Source organism: uncultured Sphingomonas sp., from assembly GCF_964244265.1.
Taxonomy (GTDB): domain Bacteria; phylum Pseudomonadota; class Alphaproteobacteria; order Sphingomonadales; family Sphingomonadaceae; genus Sphingomonas.
In genome coordinates, this window is sequence record NZ_CAXTHV010000012.1 from 20,032 (window position 1) to 34,420 (window position 14,389).

The window sequence follows — 14,389 nt, forward strand, 5'->3', positions numbered from 1 at the left end:
TCGTCAGAACGGCACGTCGTCGTCCAGCTCGTCGGCGAATCCGCCGCCGCCAAAGCCGCCACCACCTTTGCCGCCGCCGCCCGAGCCACCGCCACTGCTGCGCGCGGCGCCGTGCGACCCGCCGCCGGCATCATCGCCGCCCGCATTCCAGTCGTCGCGCCCGCTCGACACGCCACCGCCGCCCGCGCCGCCCTGGGGGCCATCGAGCATCGTCAGCACGCTGTTGAACCCCTGCAGCACGATTTCCGTCGAATAACGCTCCTGGCCCTGCTGGTCCTGCCATTTCCGGGTCTGGAGCGCGCCCTCGATATAGACCTTGGACCCCTTGCGCAGATAGCGTTCGGCGACGCTGGCGAGGCCCTCGTTGAAGATCGCCACCGAATGCCATTCGGTGCGTTCCTTGCGCTCGCCGCTGTTCTTGTCCTTCCATGTATCGGACGTGGCGATGCGCAGGTTCACCACCTTGCCGCCATTCTGGAAACTGCGGCTTTCGGGATCGCGCCCCAGATTGCCGACGATGATGACCTTGTTGACGCTGCCCGCCATGACTTCCTCTAAAGACCCAATGCCCTTGCCAGCCAGTATGTAGCTCCGGCCGCGCCATATGCCAGCGCGAACAGATAGCCGACCATAAACGCGGGCCATTTCCAGCCGTTGGTCTCGCGCCGGGTGACGGCGATCGTCGAGATGCATTGCGGGGCGAACACGAACCACATCAGGAAGGCGAGCGCGGTCGGCAGACTCCAATTGCCGCGCAGCCGCTCGGTGATCGCCCGGCCGCCGGTCTCAGTGCCCGGATTGTCGACCGCATAGGTGGTCGCGATCGCCGCCACGGCCACCTCGCGTGCGGCCATCGCCGGGATGAGCGCGAGCGCGATGTCCCGGTTGAAGCCGATCGGGCGAAAGATCGGCTCGAGCACATTGTTGGCGATGCGGCCGGCAATCGAGTAATTGACCGGGGAGACCCCCGATCCGGCAGGCGGTTGCGGGAAGCTGAGCAGCGCCCACAACACGATCGTCGTCGTCGCGATGATCGTGCCGGCGCGCTTCAGGAAGATCTCGACCCGCGTCCACAGCCCGATCGCGATGTCGCGCCCATTGGGCATCTGGTATTTGGGCATTTCCATCAGGAAGCCGGAAGACGCGCCCTTGGTCACCGTCCGCCGCAGCACCAGCGCAACGACGAACGCGCCGACCACGCCCATCACGTACAGGCCGAGCATCACCAGCCCCTGCAGCCCGACCAGCGGCAGCACCCTGCGGTCTGGGATGAACGCGCCGATGATCAGCGTATAGACCGGCAGCCGCGCCGAACACGTCATCAGCGGCGCGATCAGGATCGTCGTCAGCCGGTCCTTCTCGTCGTCGATCGTCCGCGTCGCCATGATCCCGGGCACCGCGCAAGCGAAACTGGACAGCAACGGGATGAACGCGCGCCCCGACAGGCCGACCGACGCCATGATCCGGTCCATCAGGAACGCCGCGCGGACCATATAGCCCGACGCCTCTAGCAGCAGGATGAAGAAGAACAGGATCAGGATCTGCGGCAGGAACACGATCACCGCGCCGACCCCGGCAATGACCCCGTCGGTGATCAGCGAGCGCAGGACCGACGGCGGCATCACCCCGCGCACTACATCCTCGATCGCCGAAAAACCCGCATCGATCGCGTCGGCAGGAACGGTCGCCCAGCTGAACACCGCCTGGAACATCAGGAACAGGATGGTCAGCAGCAGCAGCAGGCCCCACAAAGGATGCAGCGCGATGGCATCCAGGGTATGCGTCCAGCGCCGCACCGGCGCCTCGGAAAGGGTGGCGGCGACGGCGATCTGGCGCGCGCGGCGTTGCAGGGCGATAATGTCGGCGGGGGGCACGGGGTCGCCCGGCCTGAGCTTCACCGTGCCCGCGCCGACCAGTTCGGCGATGCGGTCGCGCAACTCGTCGATGCCGCGGCGGCGGACCGCGACGGTCGGCACCACCGGCACACCCAGCTCGCGCGCCAGGATAGCAGGATCGAGCGTCAGCCCGTCGCGTTCGGCAAGGTCGATCATGTTGAGCGCGACCACGATCGGGAGTCCCAGCGCGATCAACTGGAGCGTGAAGCGCAGGTGATTGTCGAGGTTCGACGCGTCGACCACGACGATGATCGCGTCGGGCAGCTGCTCGCCCGCCTGCGTGCCGGTGACCACGTCGCGGGTGACGCGCTCGTCGGGGCTCGACGGTTCGAGGCTGTACGTGCCGGGCAGGTCGAGCAATTCCACCGGCCGGCCATCGTTCAGCGTCATTCGGCCGGCATGCCGCTCGACGGTGACGCCGGGGTAATTGCCGACTTTTTGCCGGGCACCGGTCAGCGCGTTGAACAGCGCACTCTTGCCGGCATTGGGATTGCCGACCAGCGCAACCAGCGGCGTGGCGTTCATCTATCCCGGGAGGGGGCAACATGGATCGCGCCGGCGACGCGGCGGCGCAGGGCCACCGTCATCCGACCGATCCGGCAGGCGATCGGCCCGCCGCCGATCCGCGCGCGGTGCAGCACCTCGACCCCGACACCCTCGTCGAAGCCGAGTTCGCGCAACCGCCTGGCCTCGGGCACCGCCAGCGCTTCCCAGGCGATGTCGCTGACGGTGGCGCGGACTTGCCGGGGCAGTTGTTCGAGGCTTAGCGGATATGCCATCCTCCTGTCTTAGGATGGCTGCGAGTGAGTATCAATAACGATCTGTCAAACAGGGTGCGAAACTTGGCGCCGTCACGCGCGAAGGCCCGGCAACAATCAGTCGATCGGGATGGTCGCAGGGCGCAACGAGTCGCGCAGGTCATTCGGGACCGGGGCGGTGGGATCGGGGCGGAAGGCGTCGGGAGCGCGATCCCCCGGCACGGGGCAGGTATCGCGCAACAGATCGTCGGGGACGTGCTCGGCCGGGTTCCGGCGGCCGCGCAGGAGGGTGCGCGCGATCAGCCCGCCGCCCAGCGCCAGCGCCACCGCGGCAAGGCCGGCCAGTCCGCGCTTTGCCGTTACCGTCGGCTTTGCCGGCTCGGTGCGACCGCGACGCGCGGCGGGTGAGGAAGACTTGGCGCGGCGGCGGGCGGTAGTGCGGGGCCTGGAATTGCGGCCGGGGGGCGTCGCCATGTGATTCTCCTATGTCGAATTGCGGCGATCAACGGCGGGCAGGCGGCGCGGTTCCGTCAGCCGACGACCAGCGATCCGGTAGTGGTGGCGATGGTCTGGACCGTGCCGACCCCGGCTTCGCGTTCGGCGCGTTGCACCGCGACCTTTTCGCTGCGTTCGGCCATCGCCCCCCATGCGGCGGCGGCGCGGAGCGCGCGCTGGCGCACATTGTCGAGCGTCGCGGCATCGGCGTCCGCCTGCGCCTCGGCGGCGCGGGTGCGATAGAAAGCTGGGGTATCGGCCATGCGTCGGACGTCCGGTTGCTGGAGGAAATTGCAGCGGGGAAGGACGTGATCCCGCCCCGCCGCAACACGCTGGGCGCTTAGTCGGCGAGCGCCAGGTTCACCGCGCTGGTCTTGCCGCCCTTGCCCGATTCGAGCTCGTAGGACAGGCGGTCATTCTGATTAAGCGTCTGCATGCCGGCGCGCTCGACCGCCGAAATATGGACGAACGCGTCATTGCCGCCGCCGTCGGGCGAAATGAAGCCATAGCCCTTGTCGGCGTTGAAAAACTTTACGGTGCCGATGGTCATGATCGGTTACTCCTTCTTAGCTGGGGGGCGGGCCGAAAGCCGGAACGCCTGGTGCCTCGGCAGCAGGGAAAGAAGGAGGAGGGAGCCGCAAAGCGCCGAAAACCGTCGATTTGCGACTGTAGCCAACAAGATATGGGGGCAAGCGGGGCCAAAGACAAGCGCGACATAGGCGAGCGGTGGCGCCAAAGTTCACAGAAGTTCACGCCCCTGGCGCCAGCGCGATCAGTCCTGGCGCCGGCGCGATCAGTCGGCAAACAGCAAGACCGGAGTTTCTATAAAACGCTTAAGTGATTGAACATAGCTTGCCGCATCCCATCCGTCAACCACGCGATGGTCGCAACTGATCGACAGGTTCATTAACTTGGCGCGGCGGATGTCGTCGCCATCAAATACCGGGCGCTCGACGATCTTGTTGGGGCCGATGATCGCGACCTCGGGCCGGTTGATGACAGGGGTTGTCGCGATGCCGCCGAGCGGACCGAGCGACGTCAGCGTGATCGTCCCGCCGCCCATCTCCCCCGGCGCCAGCTTGCTCGTGCGCGCCGCCTCGGCCAGGCGGGCGATCTCGGTGGCCAATTGCCAGACGTTGCGATCCTGCGCATCGCGAATGACCGGGACGGTCAGCCCCGCCGCAGTCTGCGTCGCCATGCCGAGATGGACCCGGCCAGACCGCGTCACCACGTTCGCCTCGTCGTCATAACGCGCGTTGAGCATGGGAAAATCGGGCAGCGAGCGGCAGATCGCGACGATCATGAGCGGCAGCATCGTCAGCTTGGGGCGCCCGTCCGTCCTGCTGGCGCCGCGATTGGCGTTGAGGTCGGCGCGCATCGCCTCCAGCGCGGTCACGTCGATTTCGTCGACATAGGTGAAATGCGGGATGTTGCGCTTCGACGCCGCCATGTTCTCGGCGATGCGGCGGCGCATGCCGATGACCTTGATCGTCTCGTCATCGCGGGCGCGGCTGGCATGGGGGGCGTGATAGCCCTGGCCCGCGCCATAGCGCAGGAATGCGTCGAGATCGGCATGGCGGATGCGGTCGCCGTCGCTTTTCACTTGGCCAAGATCGACACCGAGTTCCTTCGCGCGCTGTCGCACCGCGGGAGAGGCGAGGGCTTTCAACTCCTCCCCGGCAGGGGGAGGGGAGCCATCCGATGGACGGTGGGGGGGGCTTTCCACGGGCGAACCGGCTTGCGGCGAGCGGCCTCCACCGGCTTTGCCGGTCCCCCTCGCCGTGCCGGGGAGGATTTCCACGCCGGGATTTTCCGCCTCATATTGCTCGGCGGTCTCTTCCTGCGCCCCGGACAGCGGCGCCGCCTTGACCTCGGTCGCCTCGACGCCGGCGGGCAGGTCGGCGGGAGCGATGTCCATCATCGATTCTTCCGGCGCTTCCTCTTCCGCAACCTCGATGACCACCAGCGCCGCGCCGATCGCAACCTGGTCGCCAACCTCGCCGGCCAGCGCGGCCACGGTCCCGGTGACCGGCGATTCCATTTCCACCGTGGCCTTGTCGGTCATCATGTCGGCGATCCGCTGGTCCTCGACCACCGGGTCGCCGACCTTGACGTGCCACGCGACGATCTCGGCCTCGGCAATGCCCTCGCCGATATCGGGAAGCTTGAACGTGAAACGGCTCATGGTGGTCAGTCCCTCATGATCTTCTTGAGCGCCTCGCCGATCCGCACCGGACCCGGGAAATACGCCCATTCCAGGCTGTGCGGATAGGGCGTGTCGAACCCGGTGACGCGCTCGATCGGCGCTTCGAGGTGGTAGAAACAGCGTTCCTGGACCAATGCCGACAATTCCGCGCCGAAGCCGCTGGTGCGCGTCGCTTCATGGACGATCATGCAGCGGCCGGTTTTTCTGACCGACGCCTCGATCGCGTCGATGTCTAGCGGGACCAGCGTGCGCAGATCGATGATCTCGGCGTCCACGCCGGCCTCTTCGACCACGCCCAGGCAGACATGGACCATCGTGCCATAAGCCAGGATCGTCAGCGCGTCGCCGGCGCGGACTATGTTCGCCGTGCCGAGCTCGATCTTGTAGTAACCGGTCGGCACCTCGCCTGCCGGATGCGCCGACCAATTCTTGGCCGGGCGGTCCCAATAGCCGTCGAACGGGCCGTTATAGATGCGCTTGGGCTCAAAGAAGATCGTCGGATCATTGTCCTCGATCGCCGCGATCAACAGGCCCTTGGCATCGTACGGCGTCGAGGGAATCACCGTCTTGACCCCCGATACATGGGTGAAGATACCCTCGGGCGACTGGCTGTGCGTCTGGCCGCCGAAGATGCCGCCGCCGAACGGCGATCGTACCGTCAGCGGCGCGGTAAACTCACCGGCCGAGCGATAGCGCAGCCGCGCCGCCTCGCTGACCAATTGGTCGAGCGCGGGATAGATATAGTCGGCGAACTGGATTTCGGGAACGGGACGCAGGCCATAGGCGCCCATCCCCACCGCCACGCCGATGATGCCGCATTCGGTGATCGGCGTGTCGAATACGCGCGTCTTGCCGTATTTCTGCTGGAGGCCCGCGGTGGCGCGGAACACGCCGCCGAAATAGCCGACATCCTCGCCCATCACGATGACGTCGGGATCGCGCGCCATCGCCACGTCGAGCGCGGAGTTGATCGCCTGGATCATGTTCATCCGGGTTGAATCGGTCATCGCCCCCCTCCCGTCGCCCCGGCGCAGGCCGGGGCCGCCGGGTTGCTTGGCGCGCGGGCCGCCCGACACGCAACGGCCCCGACCTGCGCCGGGGCGACGGGGTATGTTCGGTTCACTTCCGTGCCCATGGCCGGCCGCTTGCCTGCTCTTCCGCGATCATCTGCTCCTGCTGTTCGCGCAAGTGCCACGGCATTTCCTCGAACACGCCGTCGAACAACGTGTCGAGCGGCTGGTGCAGGCCGTGGCCGAGGATGCCGTTCTTCTCGGCTTCCTTCTGCGCGGCCCTGACCTGTTCGGCGACGGCCAGGTCCTGCGCGGCATGGCGATCCTCGTCCCATTCGCCAAGTGAAATGAGGTGCGCCTTCAGCCGCCCGATCGGATCGCCCAGCGGCCAGGCGTTGGGCTCGCCGGCGGAACGATATTGGGTCGGATCGTCCGAGGTCGAATGTCCTTCCGCGCGATAGGTGAAATGCTCGATCAGCGTCGGGCCCCGGTTGGTCCTGGCGCGCTCGGCCGCCCATTCGGTCGCGGCATAGACCGCCAGCGCATCGTTGCCGTCGACGCGCAGGCCGGCAATGCCGTAACCGATCGCGCGCGCCGCAAAGGTCGTCGCCTCGGCGCCGGCAAAGCCCGAAAAACTCGATATCGCCCATTGGTTGTTGACGACGTTGAAGATCACCGGCGCGCGATAGACCGTGGCGAAGGTCAGCGCCGAATGGAAGTCGCCCTCGGCGGTCGATCCTTCGCCGCACCAGGTCGCCGCGATCCGCGTGTCGCCCTTCGCCGCCGATGCCATCGCCCAGCCGACCGCCTGCGGATATTGCGTGGTGAGGTTGCCCGAGATCGAGAAGAATGCGGCGTCACGCACCGAATACATGATCGGCAATTGCTTGCCCGACAGCCGATCGGCGCGGTTCGAATAGATCTGGTTCATCATGTCGACCAGCGACCAGTCGCGCGCGATCAGCAGGCCCTGCTGGCGGTAGCTGGGGAAGCACATGTCGTCGCGTTGCAGCGCGAAGGCGGCGGCAACCGCAACCGCCTCCTCACCGGTAGATTTCATGTAGAAGCTGGTCTTGCCCTGGCGCTGGGCGCGGAACATCCGCTCGTCAAATGCACGAACCAGCGTCATGCTGCGCAGCATGCGCCGCAGCAAATCCGATTTGAGCCGGGGGTTCCAGGCACCGACCGCCCCGCCCTCGTCGTCGAGGACGCGGATCAGGCCGTAAGCGAGATCGCCGCATTCCCGCGCCGGTGCCGTGGTGTCGGGGCGGCGCGCGGCGTCGGCGACGGGGATCTCCACCTCCGCGAAATCGACCGCGTCCCCAGGACGAAAACGTGGTTCGGGAACGTGCAGCGCCAGCGGTGGCAGATTGCTTGCGGGTGTCGCCGATGGTGGATCGCTGGACATGGATTCTTTCGACAGGCTGCCAAGTCCCGACAAACGCCGGGATTGGCCGATGGGTGCCTGAGTAGGAAATTTGAGCCGGGTTGACCAGCATGCGGGCACTTACCGTCGGTTAACCTTTTGGGGAGACACCAGAGCACGAAGGAAATGTATCATGTTCATGGCACCGCCCGTTCGCGCCAGGCCCGCCCGTCCGCGGGCGTTGCACCGAGTCGTCGGCGCGCCCGCCCTGCTGATTGCGGCGGTGTTCATGCTGCCGTGGCTGGTGCTTTACGCCGCTTATGGCCTGATCGCACTGGCGCTGCGCAACGTCGTGAAAGGCCCGCGCACGTTGGTGGCGATGGTCGATTATGCCGGCGAGGTACTGATCGGACGCTGAGCTTTCGCGGATTTGCCGCCATTCCCCGGGCGCCCATGGCAATTCGCCGCTCAGCCCCCCACAATCTGCTCGATCACCCCGAACACCGGATGGTGGCGGTCGTCCTCCACCCAGATCCGGACGGTGTCGCCGCGCTTCAGGAACGGTGTGGTCGCGGCACCCCCGGCGATCGTCTCGACCGTACGCAGCTCGGCCAGGCACGAATAGCCGACGCCGCCTGCGGCAACCGGCTTGCCCGGACCGCCCCCGGCATCGCGGTTGCTCACCGTCCCAGAGCCGATGATCGTGCCCGCGCCAAGCGTCCGCGTTTTGGCGGCATGCGCGACCAGTGTGCCGAAATCGAAGGTCATGTCCTCGCCCGCCTCGGCGCGGCCGAACGGCTGTCCATTCAGGTCGACCATCAGCGTGCGGTGCAGCTTGCCGCCCCGCCACCAGCCGCCGAGCGCGTCGGGCGTGACGAACACCGGCGAGAAGGCGCTGGCGGGCTTCGACTGGAAGAAGCCGAACCCCTTGGCCAGTTCGCCCGGGATCAGGTTGCGCAACGACACGTCATTGGTCAGGCCGACCAGCCGGATCGCGGCCAGCGCGTCGTCGCGGCCGGCGCCCTGCGCCACGTCGCCGGTTACCACGACGATCTCTGCCTCCAGGTCGCAGCCCCAGGCCTCGTCGGCCAACGGGATCGGATCGCGCGGCCCCAGGAACGCATCGCTACCGCCCTGGTACATCAGCGGATCGTGCCAGAAACTGTCGGGCATCTCCGCGCCGCGCGCCTGCCGCACCAGCGCGACATGGTTCACATAGGCCGAGCCGTCCGCCCATTGATAGGCGCGCGGCAGCGGCGCGGCGGCGTCATGTTCGTGAAAGCGATCGCGCGGAATCACCGCATGGTCGAGATCGGTGGCCAGGTTCTCCAGCGCGGGGGCCAGCCGGTCCCAGTCGTCCAGGGCGCCTTGCAACGTGGGCACGATATGCCCCGCATCGGCGTACCAGGCGAGATCGCTCGACACCACGACGAGCCTGCCGTCGCGTCCGTGCTTCAGGCTGGCCAGTTTCATGCGCGCTCCTTCACTTCGCGCGACCATAGCGATGCCGACGCCAGTGGCAAACCGGAAGCGATGCTCGGTTCTGGTCAGGATTTTGCACTATGACGGCGGAAAACCGTTTTCAAAGCGGCAATCGATATTATTTTATTTGTAGGCAATGCATCGGATATTTTGTCGTTGCACCGCAATATAATCGAAATCATTGTGCCATGCAGCATAATTTAATAAGTCAGGTCAATTGCTCCGTGCTTGCTTGTATTGATTGTCCTATCGCCTGATTGTTATTATCGGTATCGGGTCGCGGCCGGCAGAGAACTCAAGGCAATTGGGTCCGCAGGAGAGTGATGCTCCGGAACAACCGGGCGCGCGCTGGCCGCGACACGGTATCGGCTCACCCGGCCGGCTGCCGCGACCTTGCCTGGATCGCTATTTCGTGATTTGCTCGCCTGCCGCCATGGAGCCGATCATGACCGCAGTGAAACTGACCCTCGCCGCCATCGCCGGCTTGGCGCTTGCCGTCCCCGCCACGGCGCAGGACAGCAAGATACCGTCGGACGACATCGTCGTGCGCGGGCGCCGCGACAAGGATGTCGAGACCTTCGTCCGTTCGCTCGCATCCGACAAGGACGGCCGCCAGCTCGCGCGCTGGAACGGGCGCCTTTGCGTGCGGATCGTCGGCCTTTGGCCCGAACGCGAGCGGACGGTCGGCGATCGCATCGCCGCGCTCGCCGGCAGGCTGGGCGTATCGTATCAGACGCCTCCCAAATGTACGCCCAACACGGTGATCGCCTTTACTGGCCAGGCCGACAAGTTCACCGCCGAGATCGTCGATGCGGTCCCCGCGCTCATCAGCGACGTCGATTCCTATGGTCTGCCGCCGCGCAAGCAGATCGCGCGTTACCTTGCCCCGCGCCCGATCCGATGGTTCGCGATCAATGCGACAACAAACGCCGACGGGCAGCGAGCCGGTGCCGTCGACCGTAACGGCGCCGGCTTGGCGACGGATGCCTCGCCAAGCAGCATCCCAGCCTCGCGCATCATGGCGCGCACGCGCGAGAACACGGTCGCGGCGCTGATCGTTGTGGACGAAAGCAAGCTGGGCGGGATCAAGTGGACGCAACTCGCCGATTATCTGGCGATGGTGACGTTCGCCCAGCCACGGATCGACGCCAACTTCGCCGACAGCGACAGCATCATGGCAATGTTTGCCGCGCGCGATGCGGGTCGTGCCGGTCCCGCCGGTCTGACGCCGGCCGACCAGGCATTTCTGACGGCGCTCTATCGCACCGACGCCAACCTTTCTTCCGACCAGCAGCGAGGGGCGATCGGCGATGCCGTACGCAAGCAGGCACGCCGATGATGACGATGCGTATCGGCCGCGTCCGGCCGCCGGCCCGTTCATAATGTCATGGCGTTCGATGCAAGGGAAAGTCGCTTATGATGCTGGTCAAAGCCATCCTGACCGCCGTCGTCGCCACAGTCGCGCTGTCGCTGTCCGCGCCAGCCTCCGCCAAGGTCGCGCGGTGCGTGATCCGAACGGCCGATGCCAGCTACAAGGGACCGTGCAGCTATTCGGCCGGAAAGGGCGGCACCTTCACACTGAAGCCGATGCGCGGCAGGTTCCTGATTTCCGGCATCATGATGATCACCGTCTATGTCGATCCCGACGGCGAGGGGCAGGTCAGTGGCCTGACCGGGGCGGGCGCCAATTCACGCTGGGGTGACGCCAAGCGCTCGCGCAGGGACGGGGCCTGCTGGGTCGGTGCGGACTTCTCCGTCTGCGCCTATTGAGGAACGTCCTTGACTTTTTGCAACGCAGCGAGCATCTGGTCGCGCATCGAGGCGTATGCAGCGTGATCGGACCCGCAAGGTCCAGGCTCCGTCTCGGTCGTTAGCGACAGGCTTCCCAAGTCACGCGGGGTGTCATTCCATCCCCGCCGCCCGTGTGGCCATATCGGCTGTACGCGAGGCATTTTGAAAAGAGTTTCATGACCAAATTCGCTCATCTCGGCCTGGCCGAGCCGCTCGTCCGCGCGCTCGAGGCCAAGGGCTATGTCACGCCCACCCCGATCCAGGAACAGGCGATCCCGACCGTCCTCGAAGGCACCGACCTGCTCGGCATCGCCCAGACCGGTACCGGCAAGACCGCCGCCTTCGTCCTGCCCTCGATCCAGCGGCTGGTCGAGGCAGGCAAGCGCGTGCTTCCGACGCATTGCCGGATGCTCGTCCTCGCCCCCACTCGCGAGCTCGCCAGCCAGATCGCCGACAGCGCGCGCGAGTACGGCAAGTTCAGCCGTATCTCGGTAGCGACCGTGTTCGGCGGCACCAGCATCAACAAGAACCGCCAGGACATGAGCCGCGGCGTCGACATCCTGGTGGCGACGCCCGGCCGCCTGCTCGACCTGGTCGAGCAGCGTTTCGTCACCCTCAGCCTGATCGAGACGCTGGTTCTCGACGAGGCCGACCAGATGCTCGACCTGGGCTTCATCCACGCGCTCAAGAAGATCGTGCGAATGGTGCCGCGCGATCGTCAGACGTTGTTCTTCTCGGCGACGATGCCGGCGTCGATCCGCGAGCTGGCGGACCAGTTCCTGCGTAACCCCTCGACCGTCTCGATCAGGCCGGCGGCGACCACCGCCGAGCGTGTCGATCAATATGCGACCTTCGTCAACCAGTCGGAAAAGCAGGCGCTGCTGACGATGACGCTGAGCGATCCAGCGATTGAGCGTGCGCTGGTCTTCACCCGCACCAAGCACGGTGCCGACCGTGTCGTCCGGCTGCTCGGCGGGAACGGCATCGCCGCCGCCGCGATCCACGGCAACAAGAGCCAGGCCAATCGCGAGAAGGCGCTGGCCGCGTTCAAGTCGGGCGAGGTGCGCATCCTGGTCGCCACCGACATCGCCGCGCGCGGCATCGATGTGTCGGGGGTCAGCCATGTCGTCAATTTCGAGATCCCCAACGTGCCCGAGCAATATGTCCATCGCATCGGTCGCACCGCGCGCGCCGGCGCGGCGGGTATCGCGATCAGCTTCGTGGCCGATGACGAGCGGCCCTATCTGCGCGACATCGAGAAGGTGACGCGCCAGAAGGTGCCGTTGCGCGCCCTGCCCGAGGGTTTCCTGGCCGAGGCCGCGCGGCTGACGTCGGCGCGCGCCAAGGCGATCGGCAACGATCCCGCGCCGCGCGAGGAGCGTCCGCGTGGCCCCCGCGGCGTGCGCCCGCCGCGCGCGACGCATGCCGCGGCGCCCACCGCCGGCGGTCATCGCGGCCGCAGCGGACCCGGCGGCGGCGGGCGTCGCCGCGGCGGTCGCGGCGGCCAGGGTGGTGCCCGGACCTCCGCGGCCGGCTGATGCCTTTCGATCGACCGCGCTTTTCCGGCGACTTGATGTCCGCGCCGCTTGTCCATTTCGTCACCGGCTCGACGGGCGCGGGCAAGACTATCTACGCCGTTGCATTGGCCGACCGGATCGGCGCCGTTCGCTTCTCGATCGACGAGTGGATGTCGGCGCTGTTCTGGATGGATTCGCCGCAACCGGCCGACCCGGTCTGGGCGATCGAGCGGATCGAGCGCTGTTCGATGGCGATCTGGAGCACGGCGACTGCGATCGCTCGGCGCGGCGTGCCGGTGATCCTGGAACTCGGCCTGACGACGGCCGCGTTACGCTCCCGGTTTGCCGACCTCGCCCGCGCGGCCGGCCTGGCGGCGCGGCTGCATTTCATCGATGTCGGCGCGGATGAGCGGTGGCGTCGTACCGAGGCGCGCAACCGCGATGCCTCTGCCGCGCAGCTCGATTTCGCCGTCACCCGCGAGATGTTCGATTTCGTCGAAACGATGTGGGAGCCGCCGACCGCCGCCGAAATGGCGGCGATGGACGGAGTCCGCGTTACTTCTTAGGCGTCAGCCGGAGCAGCTTGCCGCCCGCTCCCCGCTCGTCATCCTCGAGCAGCCAGATTGCGCCGTCAGGCGCCTGCGCCACGTCGCGGATGCGTGTCCCCATCGGCCACACCGCGCCCGCCGTCGCGGCATCGCCTGCCGGCTTGACCTGGACCAGCGCCTCGCCGGACAGCGCCGCGATCAGCAGGCTGCCCTTCAGATCGGGGAACATCGCCCCTGAGTAATAGATCATGCCGCCTGGCGAGATTACCGGGTTCCACCACAATTTGGGCGCTTCCAGATCGGGGCGGCTGGGATGATCGGGGATCGGCTGGCCCGAATAATTGTCGCCGTTGGAGACGATCGGCCAGCCATAGTTGCGGCCCGGCAGGATCAGGTTGACCTCGTCGCCGCCGCGCGGGCCCATCTCCTCTTCCCACAGCCGCCCGTCGGGGGTGAACACCAGGCCATAGGGATTGCGGTGGCCGGTGCTCCAGGTCATCGCCTCCACCCCGCCCTTGGCGTACATCGGGTTGCCAGGCGCCGCCTTGCCGTCGAGCATCAGGTGCAGAATCTTGCCCAGTGCCTGCTTGGGGTCCTGCGCCGGCGTGAAGCGCTGGCGTTCGCCCGACGTCAGGAACAGCGACTTGCCGTCCGGCGCGAAGGTAACGATCGCGCCGAACTGCCCGCCGGGCCCGTTCGACCCCGATCGCCAGATCACCTGCAGGTTTTCCAGATGCGCCCGCGCCGGGCAGGGCGCGCGCACGCACACGACATGATCGAGCTTCAGCATGGCCTTTGCCAATGCCAGTGCGCTGCCGCCATTGCCCGGCTCGGCATAGGTCCAATAGATCGTCCGGCTCGCCGCAAAGTCCGGCGCGACCGCGATGTCGAGCAGCCCGCCCTGGCCGCCCACCGCGACGGCGGGGATGCCGGCAACCTCGACGACGTTGCCGGCCGTGTCGCGCAGCTTGAGGTGCCCGGCTTTCTCCGTCACCATCAGTCCGCCGTCGGGCAGGAACGCCATCGCGAACGGCTCGACGAAGCTCCCGATCGTCGCCACCGCGAAGGGCGAGGTCGTCGGCGCAACGTTGGCGCGGCCGGTGGTCGCGGGGACGTTCCTGATGTCGGGTTCGAGCGGGGAGTTGCGCGGCACGCCCGATTTGCCTTGCGCCGCGGCGCTGCCGGTATCGCCCGGCGCGGAACACGCGCTGCCGACGACCGCGACGAGCAGGAGAAAGGAGCGCCATGTCATCGTCGGTATCCTTGCATTTTGTTGCATACCCAACGCGCCGCAATGCGCCAAGTTGCCCGCTTGCCAGCG

The 14,389-nt window shown here is 66.8% G+C and carries 16 protein-coding genes; 5 read left to right on the forward strand and 11 right to left on the reverse strand.

Annotated elements, in window-relative coordinates; all coding sequences use genetic code 11:
- Positions 1-3 precede the first annotated feature (3 nt).
- The 9 genes from ssb to ACFE7K_RS06735 all read right to left on the reverse strand — a co-directional run bounded on the left by ssb (position 4) and on the right by ACFE7K_RS06735 (position 7,772).
- Positions 4-546 (reverse strand): single-stranded DNA-binding protein, encoded by a 543-nt coding sequence (gene ssb, locus ACFE7K_RS06695; protein ID WP_375397402.1) that lies wholly within the window; start codon positions 544-546, stop codon positions 4-6.
- Between the two features lie 8 nt (positions 547-554).
- A complete protein-coding gene (locus ACFE7K_RS06700; protein ID WP_375397403.1) occupies positions 555-2,420 on the reverse strand; it encodes a ferrous iron transporter B in 1,866 nt (621 codons plus the stop codon).
- The gene (locus ACFE7K_RS06705; RefSeq protein ID WP_375397404.1) at positions 2,417-2,674 is read right to left on the reverse strand and encodes a ferrous iron transport protein A; all 258 of its coding nucleotides are present in this window, start codon (positions 2,672-2,674) and stop codon (positions 2,417-2,419) included. Before ACFE7K_RS06705 ends, ACFE7K_RS06700 begins: the two co-directional genes overlap by 4 nt.
- Before the next feature lie 96 nt (positions 2,675-2,770).
- A complete protein-coding gene (locus ACFE7K_RS06710) occupies positions 2,771-3,127 on the reverse strand; it encodes a hypothetical protein (RefSeq protein WP_375397405.1) in 357 nt (118 codons plus the stop codon).
- Positions 3,128-3,183: 56 nt separating this feature from the next.
- Positions 3,184-3,411, reverse strand: a complete 228-nt coding sequence (locus ACFE7K_RS06715; protein WP_375397406.1) for a hypothetical protein — start codon at positions 3,409-3,411, stop codon at positions 3,184-3,186.
- Between the two features lie 77 nt (positions 3,412-3,488).
- Positions 3,489-3,698 (reverse strand): cold-shock protein, encoded by a 210-nt coding sequence (locus tag ACFE7K_RS06720; RefSeq protein ID WP_375397407.1) that lies wholly within the window; start codon positions 3,696-3,698, stop codon positions 3,489-3,491.
- 243 nt (positions 3,699-3,941) lie between these two features.
- Complete coding sequence (locus ACFE7K_RS06725; RefSeq protein WP_375397408.1) at positions 3,942-5,333, reverse strand: dihydrolipoamide acetyltransferase family protein; 1,392 nt, start codon at positions 5,331-5,333, stop codon at positions 3,942-3,944.
- A 5-nt stretch (positions 5,334-5,338) separates the two neighbouring features.
- Positions 5,339-6,343, reverse strand: a complete 1,005-nt coding sequence (locus ACFE7K_RS06730) for an alpha-ketoacid dehydrogenase subunit beta (RefSeq protein WP_375397470.1) — start codon at positions 6,341-6,343, stop codon at positions 5,339-5,341.
- A gap of 130 nt (positions 6,344-6,473) precedes the next feature.
- Entirely contained in the window at positions 6,474-7,772 is a 1,299-nt protein-coding gene (locus tag ACFE7K_RS06735; protein WP_375397409.1) for a 3-methyl-2-oxobutanoate dehydrogenase (2-methylpropanoyl-transferring) subunit alpha, read from the reverse strand.
- Positions 7,773-7,923: 151 nt separating this feature from the next.
- On the opposite strand from ACFE7K_RS06735, the gene ACFE7K_RS06740 reads away from it, so the two are divergent.
- Positions 7,924-8,148, forward strand: a complete 225-nt coding sequence (locus ACFE7K_RS06740; protein ID WP_375397410.1) for a hypothetical protein — start codon at positions 7,924-7,926, stop codon at positions 8,146-8,148.
- Positions 8,149-8,198: 50 nt separating this feature from the next.
- On the opposite strand, the gene ACFE7K_RS06745 is transcribed toward ACFE7K_RS06740, so the two are convergent.
- A complete protein-coding gene (locus tag ACFE7K_RS06745) occupies positions 8,199-9,203 on the reverse strand; it encodes a fumarylacetoacetate hydrolase family protein (protein WP_375397411.1) in 1,005 nt (334 codons plus the stop codon).
- 454 nt (positions 9,204-9,657) lie between these two features.
- Here ACFE7K_RS06745 and ACFE7K_RS06750 point away from each other — a divergent pair, with 454 nt between their 5' ends.
- The 4 genes from ACFE7K_RS06750 to ACFE7K_RS06765 all read left to right on the forward strand — a co-directional run bounded on the left by ACFE7K_RS06750 (position 9,658) and on the right by ACFE7K_RS06765 (position 13,086).
- A complete protein-coding gene (locus ACFE7K_RS06750) occupies positions 9,658-10,551 on the forward strand; it encodes a hypothetical protein (RefSeq protein ID WP_375397412.1) in 894 nt (297 codons plus the stop codon).
- Positions 10,552-10,628: 77 nt separating this feature from the next.
- Positions 10,629-10,982, forward strand: a complete 354-nt coding sequence (locus tag ACFE7K_RS06755; RefSeq protein ID WP_375397413.1) for a hypothetical protein — start codon at positions 10,629-10,631, stop codon at positions 10,980-10,982.
- Positions 10,983-11,179: 197 nt separating this feature from the next.
- Entirely contained in the window at positions 11,180-12,541 is a 1,362-nt protein-coding gene (locus ACFE7K_RS06760) for a DEAD/DEAH box helicase (RefSeq protein WP_375397414.1), read from the forward strand.
- Between the two features lie 35 nt (positions 12,542-12,576).
- Positions 12,577-13,086, forward strand: a complete 510-nt coding sequence (locus ACFE7K_RS06765; protein ID WP_375397415.1) for an AAA family ATPase — start codon at positions 12,577-12,579, stop codon at positions 13,084-13,086.
- Here ACFE7K_RS06765 and ACFE7K_RS06770 read toward each other — a convergent pair.
- Positions 13,076-14,320, reverse strand: coding sequence for a PQQ-dependent sugar dehydrogenase (locus ACFE7K_RS06770; RefSeq protein ID WP_375397416.1), 1,245 nt, complete (start codon positions 14,318-14,320; stop codon positions 13,076-13,078). The genes ACFE7K_RS06765 and ACFE7K_RS06770 overlap by 11 nt on opposite strands.
- Positions 14,321-14,389 lie beyond the last annotated feature (69 nt).